The sequence below is a fragment of the Endozoicomonas sp. ALB115 genome (assembly GCF_049310245.1).
Lineage (GTDB): Bacteria > Pseudomonadota > Gammaproteobacteria > Pseudomonadales > Endozoicomonadaceae > Endozoicomonas.
The window spans coordinates 1-24,596 of the sequence record NZ_JBLYZG010000067.1; the positions used below are offsets into that span (position 1 = coordinate 1).

Sequence of the window (24,596 nt, forward strand, 5' to 3'; positions counted from 1 at the left end):
CTCAGGCTACAAATAAAGGAGGGCAGTGCTTGGGTAAGCGGAGGTGTTCACGCTTACCAGAATTAGCGTTCACGTTTACCAGAATATGCATGCCCGGGAACTGGCACCACTGGCAGGTCATTACCCGGCACTGAAGCTGGGACCCGCCTGGTGGTTCCACGACAGCCCGGAAGGCATGATGCGTTACCGCCGGATGGTGACTGAAACCGCTGGTTTCTATAACACCGTTGGTTTTAACGACGATACCCGTGCATTTCTGAGTATTCCGGCCCGTCACGATGTGTCCCGTCGTGTGGATTGTAACTTCCTGGCATCTCTGGTGTGTGAGCACCGCATTACCGAAGAAGAAGCCTTTGACCTGGCCCTTGAGCTGACCAGTGGACTGGCCAAAAAAGCTTATCGCCTGTAATAGCATTAACAACCAGAGATGCTGCAATGATTAATAAAAAGCTGCAACACGAAAAAATCGTAGCCAATGGCTACGACGGCACCGAGTTGACCGCCGGTATTGTTCATATTGGCCTGGGTGCTTTCCACCGTGCTCACCAGGCGCTGTACACCCATGAAACCATTGCCGCTACCGGGGCGTTCCACTGGGGAATCTGTGCAGCCAACATTTTTGGCGGTCAGGAGCTGGTTCAGGAACTGCAGGAGCAGGACAACGCTTACACCGTTACCGAGATGAATCCGGACGGCTCCCGTACAGTAAAACTTGCCACGGCCATCGCCCGGTCACTGGCCGTTGAGGAAGACCGCAGGCCGTTGCTGGAGATTATGTCGGCAGAGACCACACGCATTGTCTCTCTCACCATTACCGAAAAGGGCTACTGCCTGAACCCGGCAACCGGCGAACTGATGATCGACAACCCGCTGATCGCCCATGACCTGGAAAATACCCATAACCCGAAGACGGCACTGGGGGTGATTGTTGCGGCACTGGGACAGCGTAAGGCTAAGGGACGACTGCCCTTTACGGTATTAAGCTGTGACAACGTACCTGACAATGGCAAACGTGCCCGGGCAGCGGTCATTCAGATGGCAGAGGCGATGGATCAAGAGCTGGCCGCCTGGATTCGTGAACACGTGGCCTTCCCATGCACCATGGTTGATCGCATCGTACCGGCCATGACGGAAGAGAGCTTTGCCGATGTCCAGTCTTACCTGGGCTTTGCTGACAAAGGTGCCATTGTCACCGAAGCCTATTCAACAGACGTCGACTTCATCTTTTCTAACGTTCTAATATACGATTGCAGTGTATTCAGTAACGTTGATGACTCCAGATAGAGGGCATGGCTGTCAGAAGTCCCGTTCTGCTGTCCTGTCTCTGTCTGGCTATGTGCGTTGAACAGATCTTTTGTCTCTTTCTCAAGGGCTTTTTGCATACCTTCCAGCAAGTGAATGGTGTCTGTGATGCGGTTTGCGTGTTGCCGCCTGTCATCTTGCGCAGAAGGTTGAGTATTTTGCAGGCGGTGAATAAGGTCAGAGGCGTAATCGACACCCTGTTTCAGTGGCTGCAATGCTTCTGTCAGATTGGCTGGCTTCTGGCTGACCAGCCTCTCTGCCAGAGGCTTTACTTTCGGACGGGTGAAATCTGCACTGGACAGTAACGTCCGCTTTACCTCCTGCTGAGAGATGATGCTTCGCTTCTTTATCCCGGACATGGCCTGATCGTTTTGTCGGGTAGAGCCGTTGCCGGGGCTGTCCTTGTCCATGATGTGTTCATCCTGAATCTGATAAAGGTATTTGGCTACCGTGTTATCGGCTACTTGTGGAATAACCAGAATTTACAGGATATGGCCAGCTACTTATAGAATTCGATAGTACTACCGCCTGATTCTGAAGGGCACAAAACTGTCATTGTCAGGTATAAGTCAGAAGTCACGTTTTATATATATAAAAACTTGTGCTTTTGTTTGTTATAGCTATTTTCACACTGTGGGATTTTGGCTTCTGGGATCTTTGGTCGCTATTCCTGTCTTAAAAATAAATTGAGATGTTATCGGTATGATAGAATCAGGGTTTCCTTTGAGCCTTAAAACTCAGTTACCAGACAATGCTGTTTCATTAACACCAATTGAACAGTTAAATGGTGTAGAGCGTGTCTTGCAGCAGTTTGTTGATAAACTACCCCATCAAATTGCGGTTGAACTCAGACAGAAAGATACCCTGCGCGGAATGGAAATGAAAGACAGGCCAGGAAGCAAGATTGAAAGCATGGCAGAAAAATTAAAAGAAGGTCCGGTCAGCTTTGTTATTCAATCAAAAGACCAAAATAATACCTCTGATAAATTAATGATCACCTGTTTTTTAAATAAGCCAAAACCGGGTTGCTTTATCTGCAGAAATGATGAAAACATCATGGTTAATGTAAAAAACACGTCAGGTGACATTTATCAAAGTGTGGCGAATGGTTTCTGGATAAGTGGTGAGGGGGAAGATGGGACGGGAAACATTCACTGTCTTCTTGATTTCGGGCAGCGGCGGGTTATGGATTATCAACTGATAACATCAGAATCCACCGGTTCACCGGCTGGCAACTATCAGGTGGTTGATTCAACACTGCAGGTAAACGACTTTATTATTCCGGCAGTGACCCATCTGGAACGTGCCAGTCATGATGGTGGTCGATATGGTACACACAATGCTGTTTTTGCCAACGGAGCCGCTATCCCGGCAGCACTGTTTGAACACGACTTTGACCATTGGAACAGCCCGCCGGAAGCCTACCGCATGTTGTTCAGAAGTTTGTGGGGGGCTCTGAGCCATGCCTCGAAAAATCCGGAGCTTGACCTGCGAACCTTTTTGCATGTCTTTATCACTACCTGTATTGGCTCCGGACTGATTCTGGGCGGGGATGAAGCCGCGGCGGCAATACAAACAGCCAGGGGGTTCCCCAGTACCAGTGTTATCGGAACACCGTCGGATAACCCGGTATTGGAAAGGTACAAATATGCCGGTATCACCCTCAGTCTGGCCAGTTTCTTCGGTTTTCAGACCACTAAGAATGCCTTGGGAGTCAGTAGCCAATTTATTGAAAATCCCACTGAGAAACGCTGCTTAAGTGCGAAAATGTGGGCGATGGAGGTGTTTGGCAGTCAAATTCTGTCGATGCTTATCATTGCTACCGCCATTGCCGGGGGAGAGTATTTTATTACCGGTAGTGCCGAACAAAGTAATCCTCGAAAGCTGTTTACTGACCTGCTTTTAGCACAGACGGTTGTTCTTGGTCTGGGGGCTGGCGTGCAATCCAGGATGATTGACAAAGGTGTGTCTCCGGCCAAGACATGGTTGTTTTTTGTCCTCTTTCGGTTAGCCATATTCAGGAGTGCGGCCCTGGGGGTTCAGGTGATGACCGATCATCTGTTTGCCGATGGCGTTAAACCGGGGAAAATTCAGAGCATTGTGATAGCCAATGTGATTAATGAGCTGATGATCACGATTTTGAGTGGAATGTCTTATCTTTCCGGAAGATCAAAAGCCACGGATGGTTCAGAAGAGCAGCTGATGGCCTATGAACAGGGTATCCGGGAGTCGGCAACTGAGTCCGAATCAGCCAGTGGTCTTGACACTTACGCTGATGAACATCAAATTTCTGTCCATCCATTAAACCGGTTCCGGTTATATTTAAGCCGATCCATTGATGCTGCGCCGAAAACGCTCTGGGGTAAAGTGGCTCATTACTGTTTGCATCGGGATCCGCAGGGTGTGCTGTCCCAAGTGGTCACCAGTCCATTTATCAGTGCACTCTCTGGTCAGTCAGACGCTGAATACCGCGATGTTTTGAAGTTGCATCAAGCGTTATTAAAAGATCGTTCAGTGTCCTTGCCAGTCAATAAACCTGAAGCCAGGGGGCTACCGGTATAATCCTTATTGGCAGCTGCTAACAGAGGCGATGATTGATCATGGATTACGATGATTATTTTCAGGAAAAGTATTTTTCCCTGTTCCGGGAAAGCCCTGGTCTTACCGAGGATGATCTTGCTGTATCAGAAACCGATACCGTTAAAGAAAGAGAGCTTAAGCAGTTTATTAAAGACAATTACCTGAACTCAGAAGCAGGACCCATATCAGGCAAAAAGAATCCCTGCGATATTGATGAAGAGATAAGTCAGGTGAAGCGACTGTTAACAGGATTGCTTGAGTCGGGGGAGATTGACCGGGAGATTGTTCTTGAGGCGCTCAGTTATGGGCTGACAGAAATGGTCGATTTCCTTCACCACGAACCTGATCATCATTATTCGTTCAGTGATCAGGAGAAGGATGAGCTGCACAGTATGATGAAGACGGTTCTGAAAAAGACAGAAACAGAGGAGCATCAGGCCATTTGTGAATCCCTGTTCCCGGATATGGTCAACTATCTTGAGTCGGTGGTGGCTAAAATCAGGACACCAAGGTTCTGACAAGACGCAGAGCCCTCATATGATTTCATTTTTGCTTTCTTTGATCGCTACTCTTATCTTTAAAAATAAATTGAGATGTTATTGGTATGATTGAATCAGGGTCTTCTTTGAGTCTGAGAACTCAGTTCCAGCACAATGATTTTTCATTAACACCGATCAATACTTCCGATGAAGTAGAGTCCATCCCTCAGCAGTTTGCTGACCAACTGCCCCATCAAATTGCGGTCGAGCTCAGACAGAAAGATACTCTGCCCGGGATGGAAATGATAGAGAGGTCTGGAAGTAAGGTTGAAAGCATGGCCGAAAAATTAAAAGAAGGTCCAGTCAGCTTTATTATTCAATCAAAGGGCCAAAATAGTACCCCCAATGAATTAATGATTACCTGTTCCTTAAATGTGCCAAAACCGGGTTGCTTTATCTGTAAAGATGATAAAACCATCATGGTTCATGTGAAAAACAGTTCAGGTGTTACTGATGCAACGGCGATGAGTGGTTTTTGGGTGAGCGATGATCAGGAGTGTGAGGCGGAGAATATTCACTGTCTTCTTGATTTCGGGGAGCGGCGGGTTATGGATTATCGACTGGCGAAATCAGCATCAGTCGATTCCCGGCCTGACAGCTATCAGGTGGTTGATTCAACACTGCAGGTAAACGACTTTATTATTCCGGCAGTGACCCATCTGGAACCTGCCATTCATGATGATGGTCGTTATGGTACACACAATGCTGTTTTTGCCAATGGAGCCGCGATTCCGGCGGCACTGTTTGAACACGACTTTGAACATTGGAACAGCCCGCCGGAAGCCTACAGAATGTTGTTCAGAAGTTTGGGTGGTGCCTTGAGCCATGCCTCGAAAAATCCGGAGCCAGACCTCAGAACATTTTTGCATGCCTATATCACTACCTGTATTGGCTCCGGACTGTTTCTGGGAGGGGATGAAGTGGCTGCGGCAGTACAGACAGCCTTGGGTTACCCCAGTACCAGTTTTCTCGGAACCCCGTCGGACAACCCGGTATTGGAAAGGTTTAAATATGCCGGTGTCATTCTCAGTCTGGTCAGTTTTTTCGGTTTTCAGAGCACTAAGAATGCCTTGGGAATCAGTAGTCAATTTATTGAAAACCCCGCTGAGAAACGCTGCTTAAGTGTGAAAATGTGGGTGATTGAACTTTTTGGCAGCCAGGTTTTAACAATGCTTACCGTTGCCGCCTCCATTGCCGGGGGAGAGTATTTTGCTACCGGCAGTACTGAACAAAGTAACCCACGCAAACTGTTTACTGACTTGCTTTTAGCGCATACCGTTGTTCTTGGTTTGGGCGCTGCCGTACAGTCCAGGCTGATTGACAAAGGCTTGTCTCCAACAAAGGCATGGCTATTTTTTGTTCTATTTCGATTAGCTATCTTCAGGGGCGCTACCCTGGGAGTACAGCTGATGACCGATCATCTGTTTGCCGATGGCGTTAAACCGGGGAAAATTCAGAGTATCGTGATAGCCAGTGTCATTAATGAACTGGTGATCACGATTTTGAGTGGGATGTCTTATCTTTCCGGAAGATCGAAACCCACTGATGGTTCAGAAGAGCAGTTGATGGCCTATGAGCAGGATATTAGTAGACCTGTACCTGAATCCGGATCAGTCTGTTTTCTTGGACTGGAAACTTACGCCCATGATCAGCAAATTTCCGTCCATCCATTAAACCGGTTCCGGTTGAATTTCAGTCGATCCATTGATGCTGCGCCGAAAACGCTCTGGGGTAAAGTGGCTTATTACTGTTTGCATCGGAGTCCCGTGAGTGTGCTGTCCAAAGTGTTCACCAGTCCGTTTATCAGTGCACTCTCTGGTCAGTCAGACGCTGAGTACCGGGATATTTTGAAGTTGCATCAGGCGTTATTAAGAGATCGTGCAGTGACCTTGCCAGTCAATCAACCTGAAGTCAGGGAGCTACTGGTATAATCTGATGCTTATTGGCAGCGGCTAACGGAGGTGAGATTGATCATGTATTACGATCATTATTTTCAGGAAAAGTATTTATCAGTTCCGGGCTAACCTGTCGCTTTGTTCCCAAGGGAGATCGGGGTCTTGCGGGTATATCAGTGATTGGCTGCACTCATGTTGAACGAGGCAGGCGTTACCAAACCTGCCAGACGTTTATACAAGGAGGGGTTTCACAAGAGAATCACTTCTCTGGTAGACGGTGCTTGATCATCTGCCCAAGGGTGAGAATATCTTTTCGAACCTCTTTTACCTGACTCTCCACACCTTCAAGACGCTGATTGATGCCACCAAGCCACTCATTGGTACTGCTGAGACGCTCATTGTTTTCATCCAGCCGTTCATTGGCTTCATCAAGGCGTTCGCTGTTTTCACCGAGGCGTTCATTGGTCTCGTTTAATCGCTCATAGGTTTCATCAACACGCTCATGGGTTCCATCAACCAGTTTGTTGGTTTCATCCAGCCGACCATTAATGGTGTCCAGATGCTCACTGATATCATCCAGAATTTTGTGGGTATTCGTCATTAACTCACTGGTGCGTTCAAAACCGGACAGCGTGGCCTGGGCCAGTTCGGAGACATCCTCTTTAACGCTGGTAACCTCTGCCTGAATACCGGACATATTGACTTTGACGCCAATGATCTCATGCTGGTTTTTCAATGCGATGTGTTTGATATCCGCCATCGCTTTTACCAGTCCATGAATTGTGTTGTAGAGGGACTGGTGTTGCTTCTCCAGCATCTCAACTCTTGTTTCTAGCGACATACAGCTACCTGTCTTTTGTTGTTACAAAGCCTTGTGTTAAACCATTTTGTAGTTAGACAGCCATGCAGCACCCATATTAGAAATTATGGGAAAAAAAAGTGCTATTTATCAACCCGGGATTCAGGCGATGGCTGCTCTAAAGCTATGCACTGACTGCATGATCAGCATAGCAGAGCTTCAGAGAGTCATCGGTTTTATTGATGAGAGAAATAAAAAGAGGGGTTTATAGTGGAATGGTGGTTTGGATTAAATCGGACATGATGCGCCATTAAATCTGAATAATCAGGAAGCGGTTAATCTGACAACAATGAAGGTAAGCAGTGTGTGGCAGATGCACAGGTGTCAGGCATTGCCACACTTTATGATTGAAGAGGGGTGATCTTGACAATAAAGTAAGTAAATTTTTAAAGCGTGTAGAAGATACTCAAGTTTCCGGAGCAGGTAGCATCGTCATTATCTGTTCAATGCTATTAACTATTTCAGGAGCCAGATGTTTAAATACCTCTGCATGGTCCCTTGCTGATGTCTTCTGGATAGCAATCAATATTGAGTTACAAAGCATATCTTTTTCACTCTGAGTAAAAGAGAATGGTTGCTTTTTATTGTCACTCATGTGTGCAACCGTTTTGGTAATAACATCCGAGAGACTGCTAAGCAGTTCCTTTGTTTCAGCATCCTCAGGGTTTGCCTGTTTCGCAAACACCTGGTTTAATCGATTTACTTTTTCGGGTAAATCTGAAGAGTTCATCTTTTGACCTTTCTCCCTGTTAAGATTGCTGGTTTATTTTGCATAATTCAATAGCTCACGTTCATTGGTATGGAAAAAACTGCCCGCCTTGAAATTTATAAGGTAGTACCGGTTTTATCAGTCGCTAAATACGTTTTTTTTATTTGGGTAATATGTTTTATCTCTGATAAATTATTGGACAGTTTTAATGATTTGGTTAACTATTTATGTCCAGCATCACTGGGTACGAACAATCTTTTGTACTTTTTCTGGAGATCGTTAATCTTTTTTACTTTCATTGGGGACATAAGGGTAATTTGCTTCCATGGCCATGATTAGAGAAAAGGCATTTCGTGTGGCTTCCTGCCTTGCCTCTTTGCATTCTTTATGGACAGGCATTCCAGAACGGTAGACAAAACCCTCTTTTTCTCGTTTCATTTTAACCTCGTTTTTCGTTTGATAAAGCTGTTTATTGGTCGTATAAGGACCACCGCAGTTATGGCAATTATGCTCAAACTTTATGAACCCTTCTTTTTCTACCTCGACATTTTTACGCAATTTAAATCTCTCCAGTTGCTCACTGAATTTCGTATCCAGACGTTCATACTCTTTGTCATCCAGAACAGCGAATGCCTTACCCGGTATCGTTCTATTGTTGTCCACTTCCATTGGCAGTTCTGAATCCTCACTGGCTTGTGATGGTTCTGGCTGTCGGGTTCTTTGATGAAATTTTTCCAGCACTGTATTGATGATGGTTTGCTGATGTTCTTTGGAGGTAAAGTCAACAGGCTTTATCCATTTGTTTTTATCAGGAAGCAGTCGTTGCATCAGCTGAGCATACTGGTCTTTCTGGTTGCTGGAAATAAATCGTTGGACCTCTTTGATTCGTGATTGTAACTGTTCCCGCTCAGGCTCTGCCAGCTTGCTTAAAGAGTCCTGGCGGCATAATAAAAAAACAAGCAGGGTCAGCTGATGGGCAACCACACTGAAGCCAGTCTTTGAGGCGTTAATGATCTTTTCCAGCGTGAGTTCCGCTTCATTATCCAAACCCTGTGCTGCATATTTCTCAGGATCTTTGGATTCACGCTCCATTACCCTGACCAGGTATTCTATAAAAGCATTAATGATTAGCCTTGGCTTTAATGCATCGCGTTCCTGGCTACTGATACCGTCCAGCTGGTTCCAGGCAGACACCAGATAGTTGATTAAAAATGCAAAGTCTTTCAGGTTATTCTTAGCCAGTGTTCCTGAAAATGCATGTACCATTAACCTCAGGTTTCGATACTTTCTATCGGCATATAACTCACCGATTTCGTGGTGCGTATTGATAGCATTCACCATTAAATCCAGGAAGCATTGAGATGGGAGCCAGTCCTCGCCATTTTTCAGTGCATCGACCATGGTCATGGTCATGGACTTCATGATGATGTTATTGGCATCACAGGCGGTGAGAGCGGCCCTATTGTAAGGCAGTTTCAATGTTTTGTGGGCAAAATCAATCAGCTGTTTAATAACCGTGATTTTTTCATAAACTTGCATCTCCTTGTCCATAACCGGTAGCCAGGCATTGGCTTTAATTCCCCACTGCATGCCATCCCGATAACGCTGGGTGGTTTCAGGCGTCTCCGGAGAAATGGTTAGATCGAACTGTAATGCCAGATTACTGGCTTTAGCGATGGTTTTCGTCGGTTTTAATGATGCTTTCCACTCCCTGCGATTATACCATTCCCATTCTTTAGATGGTTCTTTAATAAAAATAACCCCCAGTCTTTTTGTGTGTTTCCTGTTACGATTTTTATTTTTGATGTCTTGTTTTAAACGGGTAATTGCTTCGTTCAAATCATCATCGTTTTCAATCTTTTTTTGACCATAATACACATCGGTTAACTCATGTGAGTCACTTGTTATATGACGAAGCTTCATGCTCAATACTTCTTTTAACTCACTTAAGGTGAAGGCTTGGAACGGTTCAACTTTTACTTTTTTTGATCCAGTTCTCAATTCAGTACCAGAATAATTATATCCGGGAGGATATGATAGTAATTTGCCTTTAGCATCACGATAGGTGATGAAAAATCGGTTTTTAGGGGTAGTATGAAATTCGGCGACCCTTCCTTGTGGATCAAGCTGTATCGGGTAAAAGTAGTCTGCTTTGTGTGGAGTGATCAACGTTTTTCCATTGCGTTCGAGCCTCATCATCACCTGATTTTTTACTGACAACTGCTCTTCCCATTGGCCACTGGGTTCGATAACAATGGGTTCCACCGGTACGCAGCCTGACACATCCTCGGGGGAGTAGATCATTACCCGTTCAAATATTTCGCCATAGGAGCCTGCTGCAGGAAAGTCGTACGCTGTGGGCTCGATGAGGGAAAATTGCAGACGGTCAAACTTTTTCTGGTAGATCATTTCCGGGTCAACATCGAATGACAGTGAACTGTTGCTACCTTTGGCCCGTTGGTTGACGGACGCGATCTCCTTTGCAATATGACGCTTCAGACGTTCAAGCCCTTCGGACCCTGAAAACATTTTTATCTTGTCCCGATGAAACTGATTGGAATAAATCATGGGTAGATGAAGGGTTTTGGGATCTGGATAGTTCAGTGCGTAACCTGTTCCTTCATCCCAGAAGTCGGTGTCCATAATAAGAAAATTCATCACATTCATCATTTGTTGCACCCGGTCAAAATTATAGCTGCTGTATTTTGCAGCATCTTCTCCTTTCCAATAATCCGGACAGGCAGAGTGCGGAATGATCTGGGCAAGGCACAATTCTCCATCAAACAGATGAGCAACCGGCGGAGCCAATAGGACTTTGACCGATGGCCCTTCATTGTGCTTATCAGTATTGTTGAAATCGAATTCAACCTTGTAGCAAGCGCCTTCCCACCAGCCAAAAGGGGCAACAAATTCAGCGCTCACTTTCATGGCATTGTCATCGGGAATGGTCAGGGCAAATTTTCCGGGATAGTGCTGGTCCATAAAGGACTGTATATGATCCCTGGCAAGGCCTATCTCCAGTTGCAATCTTGCGCCATTCACACCTGGATTGAATCGCTTGAACGAAGCTTCAGGGTAATCATAAGAAGGGGCTTTTGCTGTCGGGGTTAGCTCTCTTTGCAGGGTATTGACAACCTCACAATTATTGACAGAGTAATCATTCAGGGAGAGTCTCTGATCAGACGGCCCTTGCTCCAACTGATCCATCGGCTCATGGGTTGGCGGTATTCTGCGGATATTGCTGCCATTTCTGCTGGCAGGTGAGCCGACGGACTCGTCGTCAGAAAAAGAATCAATGGTACGTTTAGTCGCCGGGGAATTAATGGAATCCATGTTTACTTCCTTATTCTGTTGGTTAGAGTTATGAAGTTTATTGGTTAAAAGTTAACTGAAATGACATAGTTAAATAATTATTACAACCAGGCCACAAATGGTTTATAGGACTCTTGTGTCTTATGGTCAGTTAAAACCATTTCCAGAGAATGAATCATTGTGTCTACCTGTTCTTTCTTTTTCTTCAGTCTGTCTAGCCGCTGTTTCTTTTTCAAAAGTTCGCGATCATGTTCACCCGCTGCCATCATTTCAATAACATTCATATCATCAAAGCTGACAAGCTCTGGTGTTTCAATATAGAGATCAGTAATTTTACGTGCCAGATTTTGAGGGATGACTTTTAATTTTTCCAATACGGATAATTGAGCATCGTGGGGTTGAAAAGACAGAAAAAATATCATCTGACGAAAAGCGTAGGCAATATTTTTATGTTCCTGCAACCTTATCTTATCAGGATTGGCCGGGTTATAGCGTACACATTTGATCACTATCCAGCGGGCAATCTTGTGGTTCAATGTCTTACCACTCTCACTGCTAAACAGTTCAGGCAAGTCTAAAGCATTGGTCAATGCAGTCAACGTGGCCAGGTTATGCGTGGTGATTATCTGTTGCCATTCAATGATCTTGCCATTTTCAAAAGTTGCGTAATCCCTCCACCCGCGGCTTTCTTTGGTTACACCACTTTTTTGCTTGCACAGATAATAAAGGGCATCCGGCGTTTTAAGGTTGGCAATGCTCCTGTAATCAAGTCCGTAATATGTTTCATAAAGGGTTCCCTGCATCAGGCTGGCTGCCTGTTTGGCAGCCATGAGGAATTTATCAGAGAATCTATGCATGAATATATCGGCTGCAAGCTCTTCAGTGAGCGGAGGCTCTAAAGAGAGTTCTGGAAGTTCTTCGATCATTTGACCCAGGGATTTGATAAATCTATTGGGCAAAATGGTCTGGGGAAAATAGGTAAAGACTTGAGTCACCATATCAGTTAAAAGCTTTTCTGCGTTCTTGACTCTTTTGTCCTGCTCAAAGGGGGTGATTGCCTGTAAATGTTTTACCCAGGGCAGTTCATCCATCCGGACCTGATGTTGAAGATTCAGCAGAAGGACAGATCGTCGTTTGAAGAAAGCCTGTGTCACTTGTGCGAACAAGGCGGCCAGGCTGGGGTCAAGTATGCTGTCACTTTTGACAATGGCGGCGATGTTCAGGTATTTGCTGGCCAGTACTTCAGCAGAGGTGATATCGCCCCGTTCAAGCAGCTCAATCACTGGTTTTGACTGAATTGCTGCCAGTAATTTCTTTATCGGTTTGGGCAATCCTGCTGTGTCCATGTTCAGGTCCTGTGGTTTTACCTGAACACAGTCTTTTAACGGCTGTAGCTGATGGATCAGGGAATGACCTGTGTGATATCTCTTTTGATAGTGTTCAAGCCAGCCCTGGCGTTGGTTCAGTGCTTGCTGATACCGTTCAGTGTCAGGTAATCCCTGCTTGCGATGGATATCTGCCAGGGTTTTTCTCAGTGTGAACTGGATTTTTTGAAAACCTTCCATATCGGAGGGGCACCGATGTTCTGGCGGGTACGCCAGTAATATTTCCAGTGAACGTTGCAGAATCCGCTCACTGCCACGTTTTCGGGTAGTACGATACATCAATTCGGGGTGTTGCTCTGTTATCTGCTTTCTATCCGCCAGGTACTGTGAGGCTTTTTCAAACCACTCTGTTGTGACCCTGGCCAGAGGCATGCCGCCGCACAGCTCCCCTTCAGTGTTGTAATAAGGTAAATCCCCTTCTACTGTGCCCTGAATCAGTGCCACAAGCCGATCCTTCAGTGGCAGCCACTGATCAAATACCAGGGCATTTTGATCCAGCCGCAGCCGGTTATTGGATTTGTGTTCAGGGGCAGGGCCAAAGCGGTTGTCCAGTTGAGTCAGTACATCTGCCACGCTTCTCATGGCCTCGTCCGTGTTTAATGGCAGGGGCTGTTCGGCCGACTCCGGGAAAAACCTGACCCTTCCCAGATATGGGGAAATGGTTTCAATCAGTTGTTCAGCCTCGTCATCGTGTCCTGACCGGTGAAGCGCCATCAGAATTAACATAACCCCTTCTTCGGGGGTGTTTACACGGTATTTGCCGTTTAGAAGCATGGTCTCGAGGTGGCAGGAATACGGTTCAGTAAACCAGATCTGGTTAAGTGCTGACCTGATGTTTGCAAGATCATCGGGTAGATTGCTGGTTACTGATAGTCCTAACTGACTGGCCAGCTCTATTTCATAGTGACTCAGTGGCCCTCCGGCTGCCAGCTGCCCGGTGATAAAACCCCCGGTCATTACCACGGGTGTTAACCAAACCGGGGTATCAGCAATCGGCGCTCTTGAGCCCGGCTTCAGGGTTCCGTTGATTGTGCCCTGGATAGTTTGCAGTAATTGCTCGATTTTAGATCTGGCACGGCTGCGGTCAACCGGGTCAGCATGTTCTGATGTGGCCGTCTTTCCCGCTTTTAATAACAGACCGGAAAGGTAAGGAATGCCGAAGGTACTTGAGATACTGTCGTATTGATTGAGGCTGGAGGTCTGTTGAGCCGCTGTATTATCTGGCGGGATTAATTGTCTTGAGGCCATGTCAGCATTGCTTATGGAGCTGCCATTAAAGGAGCCTTGGGATGTGATGAAATCGTCAACAATCTGGTCAGGATTTTGGTTTGAACAAGTAAATAATTCCGCAGGATTCATACAGGCTCCGACTTAGACAGATAGTACCAGTAAGCAATTTCGATTCGATCTACCGTTCTTTCTCAGGGATTCGATTGAACGTACACAATTAAGTTCCCTGATTTGGTTAACAACTTAAACACCCTTCAAAAAGCGCAACGATAAAGCAATGAGTGTTTTCGCTCTCGTTGGGAATTAAATCGATAAGGGTGAACTGAAAAGCTATCCTGACGAAAAGCCTCAGCGGGTGTAAATCTGATGAATCGTTTATCAGAAACGGGTAGCTTTTCAGGTTCTGGTCACTGTGCTGATCGGGGAACAGCGATAGCAGTCAATCAGAAAGGTATCCTTTCAAAGTTTAAAGTTTCAAATGCAGGAAAAGATATTCTCGATGCCATTTTGCATTTCAAGTATAACAAGGCGGATATTCCAGCAGTTGCTGCTGTAGATGCCTATAAATCACTGAGTGATCGAGAAGTTGGGTTATTTGAAAATGTATTAGACAACTACCTGCCCCACTTTTTAAGCCAGCAAGACAATACCGCGACTCAACATCAACAGGATTTTTTTGTGAATTTTTCCCAGTATCAGTTGCTTTTGAAGTTAGAAAACATGTTGTAGATAACCATTACCGACTGACCGAGCGTGGAAATGCTTTTGGACTCGATCCCCCGGACAGTCTTAAGTCCGACAGCCTCCTTCAGACTCTTGGGTAGTTATTCCGGGAGGTCGGTAAAATTGAACTAATTCTGGTCTGACTGGTCAAAACAAAAAAACTAATTAATTAAAAGGATTTTAATATGATCCCGTCTACCTCCGTCCAGCTGAGCTGGCTGGAAAATATTCAGTACAACTACAAAACTGCTGGGGTAAAGCCCTGTTCGCTGTCTTCTGCTTTTCCGGCAAATCCAGAACCATCTCAGTCGCCGCAGCCCGGATTTACATCAACACTTATCCTGATTCCGGGCTGACAACGGCTCTTTTCAAAAAAATTGACAGCAGGACGGTGACTTATGGGCCACCGGGCAACTTGCAGGTTCAGACTGCAACACCCGGGCCTGCAGCCCCGGATGACACCAAGACACCGGCCACTACTCAGGAAACAAACCGGTTTTCATCCCCTGAACCGGTTGCCCCTGTACCCAAAGAAGACCGGTTTTTACTCAGCCATCGAATTCAACCACCGAATATTGTTCCAGTAAAATCACAGCCAGAGCATTTGGTAACCAATTCCCATAACCCGGGAAATGAGGATGCATTTGTGCAGCCCGCTGTTCAGAACAGTCCTGAAAGCAGCTCGGCAGGTACTGAGAGCCAACACAGTGTTTCTGCACAGCCTGATACCAACAATACCGATAATGCTTCTGCCGCTCGGGCGGAAAGTGTCGTGGGCAGGCAAAGCCAACCTGAGCCTGATTACCGGGCGAGGTACGGTGGCAAAGGCATGTTCCTGAAACATATGAAGGAACACGGTATTCCGGTACCTGACTTCCGTTGTCTGGAGATTGCACAGACACAGGCTTTGGAAAACCTGCCTGTCAGTGTTGCCACTGTGGCCCGGGCAATACCGGGTATTCAGTCACTCTGTTCCGGCAGTACCACCAGCTTGCATGAGCTGAAAACGCGGGTTAATGCCACCGCTGATCAACAACTCCGCGAGCAACAACTGGCGGCATTATCGGCGTTTATCGCCGGGGAAACCTTTTATCAGCTGGTTAAGGATCACCCGACTGCCAGGGCCATAAACCAACTCTTTGAAGAGCTGTGCCAGGGTCAGCCGGATCAGAAAATCATCGTACGCAGCTCCGGTGCCAGAGAGGATGGCTACGGTGACGCCCAGGCCGGCAAGTACGAATCACTGGTGCACGGTGAGGATGATATTGTTCGCACCTGCCTGAAGGTGCTGGCTTCCGGTTATCGCCCGGAGGTTTGCGCCTCGACCATGCCCGCCCCGATGGCCCTGGTCATGCAACACTGTGTGGACTGCCGGTTTGGCGGTGTGGCAATGAGCTATACCGGCTTTAAAGATAACAGAGTACAAATTGAGTTTGTGCCCGGACAACCCAAAGGGGCGGTTGCCGGTCAATTTGGTATTACCCCGCACCGATACACCATATCCCGTGGCCATAACATCACCCCTGTTTACACGGCAGGCAATGTTACCAGTACGTTTGTACTTGACCCGCAGGGCAACAACAGTGCTGCAGAAAAACTGGTGCCCATTGCTGACGGGCAGTCGCAAACACTGCCAGAGTCTTCAGTTAGGCAGCTTTATAACTATATTGAACAGCTGGAAAACCTGCTCGGTTGTCCGGTGGACGTTGAGTTTGCCATTAACCACCAGGGCGAAGTGGTCATCCTTCAGGTTCGCCCAATGACACGCCTTTGCGGGGGCAGGCAATTTTCCGCCGCCAGGCCTACGGAATTTATCTGTTCTGGCAGGCTGGTGAGTGAAGGGCTGTGCCAGGGGCCGTTGATCCGATTACAGCCCGGTGAGTTCAGCCGTCACATCCCCCAGGGGGCCATTATTATGGCACCACACTGTGAACTGTGGATGCTGGCACCGGAGGTTCTGGCTAAGGCAGGTGGCTTTGTTTTCCAGCAGGGAGGCAGTGGCGACCATGTGGCCATTACCCTGCTCCAGGCCGGTAAACCCTGTGTTATTACCGGTACTGATGAGGCAGCGGGTGAAGGTCTTGAGGGACAGCAAGTGACTCTGGTTTGTGGCCAGTTTGACCAACAGCCCGGTGCTTTTTTACTGGCCGGCAGCCAGTATGAACAGTTTGCAGAGAGTATGTTGCCGGCAGTCAGCGGTGATTTCAGTACCGCTATCGCCTATACCGACCAATGGCAGCCTGCAGAGCACAGTCCAATGAGGGTTGATGAGCAATTCCGGGAGTTGAACCGGTTAAATGGCCTGTTACTCCACTATTTCAGCCGTGATCGTCTATTGAACCAGTGTCTGTCACCGGATAATAATCTGCTGTTAAGCATGTCGCCCCAGCGGGCAGAGGTATTGCTGAAGCTGGAAGAAGAGATTGCCCATCTACTGGCAGATACTGACGCGTTGTTGCTCAGTTATGAACAATATCTGCTCACCGGCGCAAAAGGGAAAGAAACCACCAATAAAATTACTACTGCCCTGGCCAGGCTGGAGGTATTGAAAGGTCGGGTTAACCAGATACAGCAACGTGTGGCAACACAGCTGGTAGCAGTAACCGCGGGGCTGACTACCGCGCAGGAACTGCTGCCTGACCCGGTCTGTTTCCGTCAGTGGCGAATGGACTGCCTGGCATTACGGGATTCGTTGCTGCAGCTGAGTTTGCCAAGGCAAGCGGATGAAGTGGATTCCATTCACGATATCGTCTTTCTGATTCACCAATGGTTTGTGGATATGCTCGGTGATATTGCCGTAGCTTCCGGGCAGGGAGAAACAATTAAAAAATCCAAAAAGTTGACCATGGTTAATTTCCCGTCACCGAACAGCGTTGACATATTCACAGATGAATGTGCAGCAGCTCTTGAGGGATTTGGCTTGGACAATACTGTGTTGAATATGGACGGTGTGTGCATTATCAATACCCAAATTAATTATCACAAAGGCGTCATTGAGGTAATGGAGGATGGACCCGGTGGCAAAGGTAGAACCCTGAAGGTCAGGATGATTGATGACTTCAACTCCAGGTGGCTAGGATGCACGAAACCTGAAGGGTTGGATGGGAAATGCAAGCGTTTTTTTAAGCTGGCGTTACTGATGAATGCAGTGGCAAGCTCCCATCCCGGGCAAAGCTGCAATATTGCAATTAATGAATCAATTGGAGAAATCGTCTGTGAAATTAGCAGGGTACACTCTACTAGCCGGCTCCGGGATCAATTACTCATAGCAATAAATCTGTTAATTAAAAGCCGTAGTGAAGATTTATATTTTTCCGAACTAACGCCTGGCATGCCATCTTTTGATAACTTTAACGGGCTAAGGTTGCATATAGACAGTTTGGATAAAGACGATAACCAGTGGATATTAAAGTCCGTACTTTTTGACATCGGTTCCAACGATTCATGCAAGGAACTGCAAAATCTATTGTGTACTCTTTTTGGTGAGGGGCCACAAAGCAAACTCATCAGGTTTGCTGCCACCCGCGTGCCTGAGTCTAGCCATGAGTTGCCTGAACTTTCTGATGATGATTTCACCCATAATCAGGAATGCATCAAGCTTCTGCTTATTTTGCGTCCGCAAGTGATGATTCCCCTGGTCAAAGCAAAAACGGATTGGCTGAGTGATAAGCAACTGATGTTACCACTGGTCAAATTAAATGGACTGTTGCTTGAATATTTGCCCAGTGAACTAAAGCAGGACAAAGAGGTTGTTTTGAATGCTGCTACCCACACCCCGGAGGCATTACAGCATGCCGATGAGAAGTTCTGGGATGATCCTGAAGTGCTCAGGGCCGCGGCTAACGCCAGCCAAGAACTATTTTTCAACATGGTTCAGGCCATGAGTGGCAAAAAAATACTCAGAAATGCCATGTTACAAGTATTGGATTTAAACATGCGTTACCTTTCGTTTTTATATTGGCGGCCTTACGGTGATGACCCGACAATAATGCTTGGGTTGGTAAAATGTGGTGAATCTTATTACATGTCTCAAGCTCTCTCTGAAACCCTGAAAGATGACACAGCTTTTTTTAAAATGGCGATGGATATTGATCCGAAAGTTATCAAATATGCTTCTGAGCGGATACGTAAGGAGCATGGAATGGTGTAGCTTCAGTAGTAACCCGAATGAAACCCTTGCCCTATCAAACTGGAAAACTCTCCGGATTACTCCGGTCCGGGGAGTCCAGCAGTTCAACATCAGCCCGTCTGTCGGTAGCTTGCTGTTGATGTGTATGAAAGTACATTGGATTGGCAAGCGCCCTGCCAATCAGTTGGCAAGTTGATGACTCGTCATCGTTGCGCCTCAGTACCCGGTAACTTTGATAGCTGCTAACACAATAGAGTGCGGTCAAGGCACCTAGAATAATCATCGCGCCAATAACCACCGCAGAGACTGTTTCGGGCGTATTGCCAGAGGTAGGCGAGCTGGTGTCGTTTGTCCGTAAAGGGGATGTTTTGGTTGAGTTGGTTGTCTGATTAAAGAACGATGTCGGGGGTTCAAAAATCCGGACGGAAGATGGGGTAAAGCTGGTATTTATGGAAGATAATGTTGGCCCAGTAGTAGTCTTAGGGGAAGGAGTTGAGCATGGGGTGTTACTGCATGTTGAGTTGCCACACAGATACCTGCGCCCCAAGTCTTCGCAAGTTCGTTGAGTGCATCCTCTTTCATCTATGTTATATGGTGGACATTCTTTTCTGCCATTGCATCGGATCGCTAAGGGACGACAATTATAACGATACCCACACGGAAAACAGAATCGAAGATCACAACCAAAATGGTGATCTGGTCTGCATTTCCTTAACACTTGGGCCGCCCCGGCCGTCTGCACTAGAGTGGATAATGCCGCCAAAGCCACCAGGCTCTGTTTTAATTCTGGACATAGCCAGTCAATGTCATCGGAACCCATCACCTGTCCTGCGGCAAATTCTGCGGCATTGTGCATCAGGTTGCCACTGGCCTGAATCGCTGTGAGGACAAAGGAGCACAGCCGATTACCGGGCAGAGGACTGTTTCCGTTACCAGCACAAATAAATGTCCCGGAGTTGGCAGGGCAAGCCTGCCTTTCGGCGTTCCTGCCATGAAAGGAAATTATCTGGCTGTTGAATGTATCCCTGGTGTCGTCGTCGGTGCCAGGGCTTTGTGGGCAGGGCTGTGATGGGGTTTGCAACGAGTTTGTCAACATGGTGATTACTCCTGCTGGAAATAACATGTTTCAGCTTTGCAATTCCGGGAGTTGGTCCGAAAATGGCCACCGTAGTACGGATTGCGAGAAACTGAGGTTGAAATTTCTGACTCTCAGGAGAGTAGCAGGGCTATTTGATGAAGGAGAGATTTTTGACCAACTTATCGAAACTGGACGGATGAAGGAGCCACAAGGCTGAATGAGCATTTGAAATTGATGTAATCAGCACTTCCCATGACCTTGATCATTGCTGTGCAGAAATGCTCTGGTATGGGCAACCGAACCAATACCATAATGCAGACCTGCTTCTTTGCCCTGTCCGGTGTTCTGCCCAGGGATGAGGCCATTGCCCGTATCAAGCAGGCGATTGACAAGACCTACCGACGCAAAGGTACAGATGTTGTTGAGCGAAACTTCCGGGCGGTGATCAGACTCTGGAACATCTCTACGCCGTAGAAATCCCTTCAGATATGGCGCATGCCGATTTACCCGGTGAAACGTTTGTAGAGAAGCCGGTAGTTTCTGAGCAGGCACCTGACTTTGTTAAAGAAGTCATCAGTCGTATGATTAGTGGGCAGGGTGACCTGATCCCGGTCAGTCAGATACCCGTGGATGGTACCTGGCCAAGCGGCACAACCCGCTGGGAAAAACGCAATATTGCCCTGCAGATTCCGGTCTGGGATGAAGAGGCCTGTATCCAGTGCGGCAACTGCAGTATGGTCTGCCCTCATGCGGCTATCCGTGCGAAGTTCTACCATCAGGCCAGCCTGGTGAATGCACCGGAGGAGTTTAAGTCAGCAGCCATCAGCGCTCGTGGGTTCCCGGAAACCCGCTACACCCTGCAGTGCTACCCGGAGGATTGCACCGGTTGTGGTCTCTGTGTGGCAGCGTGCCCGGTTCGTAATCCCAAAAAGAGTGGTGATCGCGCCATCAATATGATGGACAAGGAGCCGGTACTGGCGCAGGAAAAACAGAATCTGTCGTTTTTTGAGCAGTTGCCTGTAAATGATCGCCGTCAGGTGGATTTCTCCACCGTGCGGGGTATCCAGTTCCTTGAACCTTTATTTGAGTTCTCCGGTGCCTGTGGTGGCTGCGGTGAAACGCTCTACCTGAAACTGCTGACCCAGCTGTTTGGTGATCGTCTGCTGGTGGCCAATGCCACCGGTTGCTCTTCCATTTATGGTGGTAACCTGCCAACCACGCCATGGTCAAAAAATGCTGAAGGGCGTGGACCTGCCTGGGCCAGCTCGCTTTTTTGAAGACAATGCCGAGTTTGGCTTTGGCTTCCGTCTGTCCAGTGACCATCAGGCGGAGCAGGCGATGCTGGAGCTGGAGGCTTTCCGGGAACTGCTGGGTGCTGATCTTGTGGATGCCATCATCCATGCACCTCAGTTGAATGACGCTGATGTACAAAATCAGCGAGAGCGACTGCAGCAGGTGCAGGAAAAACTTGCACAGGTAGAAACACCAGCAGCACAAAGCCTCAAGGTTGTGCTGGACCGTTTGTTGAAACGTGTCGTCTGGATTGTTGGCGGTGACGGCTGGGCTTACGACATTGGCTCTGGCGGCCTTGATCATGTGCTGGCCAGTGGCCGTAACGTCAATGTGCTGGTCATGGACACCGAAGTCTATTCCAATACCGGCGGCCAGGCGTCAAAATCCACGCCGATGGGTGCGGTGGCAAAATTTGCGGTGGCAGGTAAACGGTCCGCCAAAAAAGATGTTGCGCTGCAGGCCATTGCCTATGGCAATGTTTATGTGGCCCGGATTGCCATGGGGGCCAGCCCGCAGCAGACACTGCAGGCCATTCGTGAGGCTGAAGCCTGGCCCGGACCTTCACTGGTGATCGCCTATTCGCACTGTATTGCCCATGGCATTAACATGACCCACGGTATGGAGCAGCAGCGACTGGCTGTGCGTTCCGGCCATTGGCCTCTGTTCCGGTACAACCCTGGTCGTACAGAGCACCATGAGAACCCGTTTGAACTGGACTCGCTCAGACCCAGTGTGCCTCTGACGGAGTATATCCGTGGTGAAGTTCGCTACCGGGCCCTGAATATTGCCTGTCCGGATGAAGCGGAGGCGATTCTTGACGAGGCCCAGAAAGTGATCAACCGGAAGTGGGGCGTCTATGAGGAAATGGCAACACACAATGCCATGGACTTTGTCCCTGAGAAGGCGTCGGCTGTTCATTAATAAAGTGACCACAGAGACACAGAGTTAATCCATCGTTCCCCCGGGAACGAGGCCCAGGGTGCAGAAATAGCACTCTGATGTCTCTGTGGTGATTGAGGAGTAAAGATGATGGATTTGACCACCAACTATATGGGGTTAAGCCTTAAAAATCCGTTAATAGCGGCAGCCAGTCCATTGACGTCTACATTGAAAAGTATCCAGCGTCTGGAAAAGGCCGGTATCGCAGCTGTGGTTCTGCCTTCCCTGTTTGAAGAGCAGATTCGCCGGGAGCAGGAAGAGGAAGAACGGATTGCCCTGTCCAGAGATGACCTGTTTCCGGAGGCCACCTCTTTTCTGCCTGCCGGCCTGACCCTGGAACGTGGTTCGCAGGCATATCTGGACACCATTCATAAAGTTAAGGCAGCCGTGGGTATCCCGGTGATTGCCAGCCTGAATGGTTGCTCGGAGGGTGGTTGGATGGATTATGCCCGACAGATTGAGCAGGCTGGAGCGGATGGTATCGAGCTGCATATTTATTACAATCCACCCTCGCTGGAAATTACCGGACGTCAGGTTGAGGACGTCTATCTGGACGTCGTAAGAAGTGTAAAAAACAGTGTCACCATTCCGATTGCCCTGAAAATTGATCCATTCTTCAGTGCCTTCGGCAATATGGCCAGACAGTTTGATGAGATGGGCGTTGATGCCCTGGTGATGTTCAACCGGATGCTGCAGCCGGACTTTAATCTCAACAATATGCAAGTTGAAACCAACTGGCCAATCAGTAAAGCCGGTGAGATCGGCATTCCACTGCGCTGGATCAGTGTGCTGCACGGCAAGATCCATGCCTCTCTGGCGGCCACATCAGGGGCCTATGACCATGAAGACATTATCAAATATTTGCTCGGTGGTGCGGATACGGTGATGCTGGCTTCTGCACTGATCCGCAATGGCGCGGACTATGTGTCCGTGCTGTTAAAAGGCCTGGAAGTGTGGCTGAAACAGCGGGATTTTGTCGGGCTGAATGACATGCGCGGGCTGATGAGCCAGCGCTCTGTGGCCAACCCGGAAGCCTTTGAACGGGCCAACTACATTTGTACCGTGGATGGAGCGAGGAAGCACTGACCTGTTGCTTCGTTCCCATGCTTCGATGGTGTTGCAATAGGTTTATAAGCTCTGAACCACGAAGGCAAAAGGGTGCCTCTATTGAGTTGCCTGACATTGCTCAGGCAAGCTCAGAAAAAATCTTGAGCCTTTGTGGTTCCTTTCTTTATTAAGCCTTTTGTTGTTTAAAAAATTTTTTATTGGAACTCGGGGTCGTTTCAGCTGATTTAGAAGTCGGTGGTAAATTAACTGAGTTTTTAGCTGAATTGGCTGACTGACGATACTGCTTTTTGCGCTCCCTTTCGCGCTGGGTGTAAGCGGGATCTTTGCGAAGTTCCCTTTGGCGCTCCCTTTGGCGCTCGACGTAAGCGGGATCTTTGCGAAGCTTCCTTTGGCGGTCCCTTTGGAGCGCCCTTTGGCGCTCGGCATAAGCGGGATCTGTCTGGTAGCGCTCCCTTTTGCGCTCCCTTTGGAGCTCCCTTTGGCGCTCGACGTAAACGGGATCTTTGCGAAGCTTCCTTTGGCGCTCCTTTTGGCGCTCCTTTTGGCGCTCGACGTAAACGGGATCTGTCCGGTAGCGCTTCCTTTGGCACTTCCTTTTTCGCTCCCTTTCACGCTCAGCGTAAGCGGGGTCTGCCTGGTAGCGCTCCCTTTGGCGTTGCCTTTGGCGCTCCCTTCTGCGCTCGGCGTAAGTGGGAGCTTTGCGAAGCTCCCTTTGGCATTCAATTTGTGAAGAACTTTCATCAATAGCTTCTTCGGCTTGAGTTGCAGGCGATGTATACTGTTGAAGATATTCACTTTTCAATTGTGGGGTAATAATCGCAATCGGCGATGTAGATTTAGAAAAATTACCAATGTCCTCTTGATTAGGAATTTGAATAGGTGGATTAAGTTTGGTATCAACATCTGTCGAGTTTTGTGAGGTTGATTGAATACCCTTTGTGAAGGAGTATATCAAAAAAGTATTATTTTCAGGGTCATATTCTGCAACCTGATAATTTTCCAGTGGTATAGCTACTGCAATTGCAGGTGATTCTTTGTAGTTAGTTTGATTTTGTACAGCGAAATCTTCCAACCATTTTTTTTTAGGATTTAAATATCCTTGATTATCTGAACTTGTAGATTGGTCAGTCATGTCATGGTTAGTTACAGGTTGTCGAACTTCAGTAACCAACCGGGAAAAAGCCTGACCTGTTGCACCAGATTCAGCTAAAGGCGTGCCTTGAATATTAGAAGGGCCATTAGGGGCTGGACTTAATTGAGAAGAAGTTGGTTTATCCATTGAATTATCGAATCATTGGATTGCAGCTTAAGACCACGCTTTCTTATAAAAGTTCCTCCCTTTCACTACTCATTCACCATTTGTTTATTTCAACCAAACATAAAAACAGGCTCTTCAGGGATAACTGTGGGTAGAAATCAAAAAATTTGAAGAAAAAAGCACCAGCGGCTGATTTCAGGTATGTCTTTATTTGCAGACAAAAACAAGAAGAAACGCCGCTGATGCTGATAAAAACTATCCTCAATAAAGTTCATAAACTCAAGTCATTTGTTTATC

18 protein-coding genes are annotated in these 24,596 nt (G+C 47.5%); 11 read left to right on the plus strand and 7 right to left on the minus strand.

The window, feature by feature from the left end:
• The first annotated feature begins 43 nt into the window (after positions 1-43).
• Positions 44-409 (plus strand): glucuronate isomerase, encoded by a 366-nt coding sequence (locus tag ACO6VE_RS20670; protein WP_422463188.1) that lies wholly within the window; start codon positions 44-46, stop codon positions 407-409.
• A 26-nt stretch (positions 410-435) separates the two neighbouring features.
• Positions 436-1,284, plus strand: coding sequence for a hypothetical protein (locus tag ACO6VE_RS20675; protein ID WP_422443802.1), 849 nt, complete (start codon positions 436-438; stop codon positions 1,282-1,284).
• Here ACO6VE_RS20675 and ACO6VE_RS20680 read toward each other — a convergent pair.
• Entirely contained in the window at positions 1,200-1,712 is a 513-nt protein-coding gene (locus tag ACO6VE_RS20680; protein ID WP_422443800.1) for a hypothetical protein, read from the minus strand. The two genes, ACO6VE_RS20675 and ACO6VE_RS20680, sit on opposite strands and share 85 nt — an antisense overlap.
• A gap of 313 nt (positions 1,713-2,025) precedes the next feature.
• On the opposite strand from ACO6VE_RS20680, the gene ACO6VE_RS20685 reads away from it, so the two are divergent.
• The 3 genes from ACO6VE_RS20685 (at position 2,026) to ACO6VE_RS20695 (ending at position 6,352) form a co-directional block, all read left to right on the plus strand.
• Positions 2,026-3,864 carry a hypothetical protein gene (locus tag ACO6VE_RS20685; RefSeq protein ID WP_422443798.1) on the plus strand — a complete coding sequence of 613 codons (1,839 nt, stop codon included), beginning with the start codon at positions 2,026-2,028 and terminating at the stop codon, positions 3,862-3,864.
• A 38-nt stretch (positions 3,865-3,902) separates the two neighbouring features.
• Positions 3,903-4,400, plus strand: a complete 498-nt coding sequence (locus tag ACO6VE_RS20690) for a hypothetical protein (protein WP_422443796.1) — start codon at positions 3,903-3,905, stop codon at positions 4,398-4,400.
• A gap of 86 nt (positions 4,401-4,486) precedes the next feature.
• Positions 4,487-6,352 (plus strand): hypothetical protein, encoded by a 1,866-nt coding sequence (locus ACO6VE_RS20695; protein WP_422463190.1) that lies wholly within the window; start codon positions 4,487-4,489, stop codon positions 6,350-6,352.
• Positions 6,353-6,575: 223 nt separating this feature from the next.
• On the opposite strand, the gene ACO6VE_RS20700 is transcribed toward ACO6VE_RS20695, so the two are convergent.
• From ACO6VE_RS20700 to ACO6VE_RS20715, 4 genes are all read right to left on the minus strand, one after another.
• Complete coding sequence (locus ACO6VE_RS20700) at positions 6,576-7,157, minus strand: coiled-coil domain-containing protein (RefSeq protein ID WP_146000082.1); 582 nt, start codon at positions 7,155-7,157, stop codon at positions 6,576-6,578.
• A 424-nt stretch (positions 7,158-7,581) separates the two neighbouring features.
• Entirely contained in the window at positions 7,582-7,905 is a 324-nt protein-coding gene (locus tag ACO6VE_RS20705; RefSeq protein WP_422443792.1) for a hypothetical protein, read from the minus strand.
• A 258-nt stretch (positions 7,906-8,163) separates the two neighbouring features.
• Positions 8,164-10,563 (minus strand): hypothetical protein, encoded by a 2,400-nt coding sequence (locus tag ACO6VE_RS20710; RefSeq protein ID WP_422463192.1) that lies wholly within the window; start codon positions 10,561-10,563, stop codon positions 8,164-8,166.
• A gap of 734 nt (positions 10,564-11,297) precedes the next feature.
• The gene (locus tag ACO6VE_RS20715; protein ID WP_422463194.1) at positions 11,298-13,829 is read right to left on the minus strand and encodes a hypothetical protein; all 2,532 of its coding nucleotides are present in this window, start codon (positions 13,827-13,829) and stop codon (positions 11,298-11,300) included.
• A gap of 348 nt (positions 13,830-14,177) precedes the next feature.
• On the opposite strand from ACO6VE_RS20715, the gene ACO6VE_RS20720 reads away from it, so the two are divergent.
• On the plus strand, positions 14,178-14,540 hold the full coding sequence (locus tag ACO6VE_RS20720; protein ID WP_422443786.1) for a hypothetical protein: 363 nt from the start codon (positions 14,178-14,180) through the stop codon (positions 14,538-14,540).
• Positions 14,541-14,925: 385 nt separating this feature from the next.
• A complete protein-coding gene (locus ACO6VE_RS20725) occupies positions 14,926-18,684 on the plus strand; it encodes a PEP/pyruvate-binding domain-containing protein (RefSeq protein WP_422463196.1) in 3,759 nt (1,252 codons plus the stop codon).
• Positions 18,685-18,718: 34 nt separating this feature from the next.
• Here the strand turns inward: ACO6VE_RS20725 and ACO6VE_RS20730 are convergent, their stop codons facing one another.
• Positions 18,719-18,946 (minus strand): hypothetical protein, encoded by a 228-nt coding sequence (locus ACO6VE_RS20730; protein WP_422463198.1) that lies wholly within the window; start codon positions 18,944-18,946, stop codon positions 18,719-18,721.
• Between the two features lie 1,047 nt (positions 18,947-19,993).
• Between ACO6VE_RS20730 and ACO6VE_RS20735 the strand changes: the two genes are divergently transcribed.
• The 4 genes from ACO6VE_RS20735 to ACO6VE_RS20750 all read left to right on the plus strand — a co-directional run bounded on the left by ACO6VE_RS20735 (position 19,994) and on the right by ACO6VE_RS20750 (position 23,059).
• Entirely contained in the window at positions 19,994-20,215 is a 222-nt protein-coding gene (locus tag ACO6VE_RS20735) for a 2-oxoacid:acceptor oxidoreductase family protein (protein ID WP_422443778.1), read from the plus strand.
• 14 nt (positions 20,216-20,229) lie between these two features.
• Positions 20,230-21,018 (plus strand): 4Fe-4S binding protein, encoded by a 789-nt coding sequence (locus ACO6VE_RS20740; protein WP_422463200.1) that lies wholly within the window; start codon positions 20,230-20,232, stop codon positions 21,016-21,018.
• Entirely contained in the window at positions 20,975-21,955 is a 981-nt protein-coding gene (locus ACO6VE_RS20745) for a thiamine pyrophosphate-dependent enzyme (RefSeq protein WP_422463202.1), read from the plus strand. The genes ACO6VE_RS20740 and ACO6VE_RS20745 overlap by 44 nt, the downstream gene beginning before the upstream one ends.
• A gap of 105 nt (positions 21,956-22,060) precedes the next feature.
• Positions 22,061-23,059, plus strand: a complete 999-nt coding sequence (locus ACO6VE_RS20750; RefSeq protein WP_422443774.1) for a dihydroorotate dehydrogenase-like protein — start codon at positions 22,061-22,063, stop codon at positions 23,057-23,059.
• A gap of 148 nt (positions 23,060-23,207) precedes the next feature.
• Here the strand turns inward: ACO6VE_RS20750 and ACO6VE_RS20755 are convergent, their stop codons facing one another.
• Complete coding sequence (locus tag ACO6VE_RS20755) at positions 23,208-24,320, minus strand: hypothetical protein (RefSeq protein WP_422463204.1); 1,113 nt, start codon at positions 24,318-24,320, stop codon at positions 23,208-23,210.
• Positions 24,321-24,596 lie beyond the last annotated feature (276 nt).